1 pseudogene is annotated in these 1,547 nt (G+C 76.8%); it reads left to right on the plus strand.

Features of this window, described 5'->3' with window-relative positions:
* Positions 1–1,547 (plus strand): annotated as a pseudogene (locus D8M29_RS11915) (hypothetical protein); the annotation flags it as partial.

Genomic DNA, 1,547 nt, shown 5'->3' on the forward strand with positions numbered 1-1,547 from the left:
CGCCCAGGCCGGCCTGCGCCCCGAGCGCACGGTGGCCGGCTGGGCGGAGCAGGCGGACCTCTACCGCCGTGTGGCCCGCACCCTCACCGAGTTCACCCCCGAGGTGTTCTCCCTCGACGTGCCCCAGCTGGTCGCGGCGACCGCCACCAGCTCGTGGCGGCGCCTCCACCTGGTCGAGATGTCCTCGGTGACCCGGTCCCGCCTGCGCCGCGCGGCGAAGGACGCGGTCCGCCCGGGCGTGCAGCCCACGGACCTGCACGGCGCCCTCGTGGACGCCGCCGCCGTCCTGGAGGACTGGAACCGCCACGCCGCCGAGCCGGGCACGCCCCCGCAGGTGCCGGACCAGGGCGAGCACGTGATGGGCCAGGTCGGCCAGGTGCGCGAGCGCCTGCGCCGGCTCGAGGGCGTCCTCGCCCCGGAGGCCGTGGCCGAGGCGCCCTTGGAGGAGCGGGACGTGGACGACCTCGTGGCCGCCGTCGACGGGCTCGTGGCGGACCGCGACACCCTGGCCACGCTGCCCGAGCGCACCCTCGTGCTGGACAGCCTGCGCGACCACGGCCTGGCGGAGCTGCTCGAGGACCTGCGCGACCGCGAGGTGCCCACCGAGGCCCTGACCGCCGAGCTCGAGTTGGCGTGGTGGCAGTCCGCGCTCGAGGCGATGATCTCCGGGGACGACTTCCTGGCCATGATGAGCGGCACGGACCTGGCGGAGGTCGAGCGCGGGTTCCGCGACCTGGACCGCGCCCATCTCGAGCGCGGCGGCGCCCGGCTCTCCGCCGCGCTGGCCGCGCGTTGGCGGGAGGCGCTGCGCACCTATCGCGCGGACGCGGCCGTGCTGCGCACCCTGCTCAAGCAGGGCAGCCCCACGGTCGAGTCCCTGGCCACGATCACCCCCGAGCTCCTGCAGCCGCTCGTGCCGGTGGTCACCACCTCGCCCATGGCCCTGTCCGAGTTCCCCCCGGAGTGGCGCGCCGACGTCGTCGTGCTGCTGGAGGCCGACGCGACCGCCCTGGCCACCGCGATGGGCGCGCTCACCCGCGCCCCCCAGGTGGTGGCCCTCGGCGACCCGGTCATCGGGCGCCCGCAGTCGTTCCAGGTGTCCGTGGACCCGACGGCGACCGCCGGGCCCCTGCGCCCGCTGCGCTCGGCCCACGACGCGCTGGACGAGGTGCTGCCCACCCTGCCGCTGCGCACCGTGCACCGCCCCCTCGAGCGGCGCCTCGTGCGCCTGCTCTCCGCGCTCGCCTATGACGGCGCCCTGGACGCGCTGCCCACCGCGGGCGAGGCCACCGGCCGGGATCGTGCCGTCACGGCCGAGTACCTGCCCGAGGGCACCGGCATCCCGATGACCGGCGGCGACGTGGTCGAGTCCACGAACGCCGAGGTCGCCCGCACCGTGGAGCGCGTGTTCGAGCACATCCGCGACCGGCCCGAGCAGTCCCTGGCCGTGGTCACGGTGTCCGAGCAGCACGCCCGCAGGGTGGCCGCCGCCGTGCAGGCCACGGCCGCGCAGGCGCCGTGGGCCCACGAGTTCCTCGCCCGCGGCC

Source organism: Micrococcus sp. HSID17227 (assembly GCF_003989405.1).
Classification (GTDB): domain Bacteria; phylum Actinomycetota; class Actinomycetes; order Actinomycetales; family Micrococcaceae; genus Micrococcus; species Micrococcus luteus.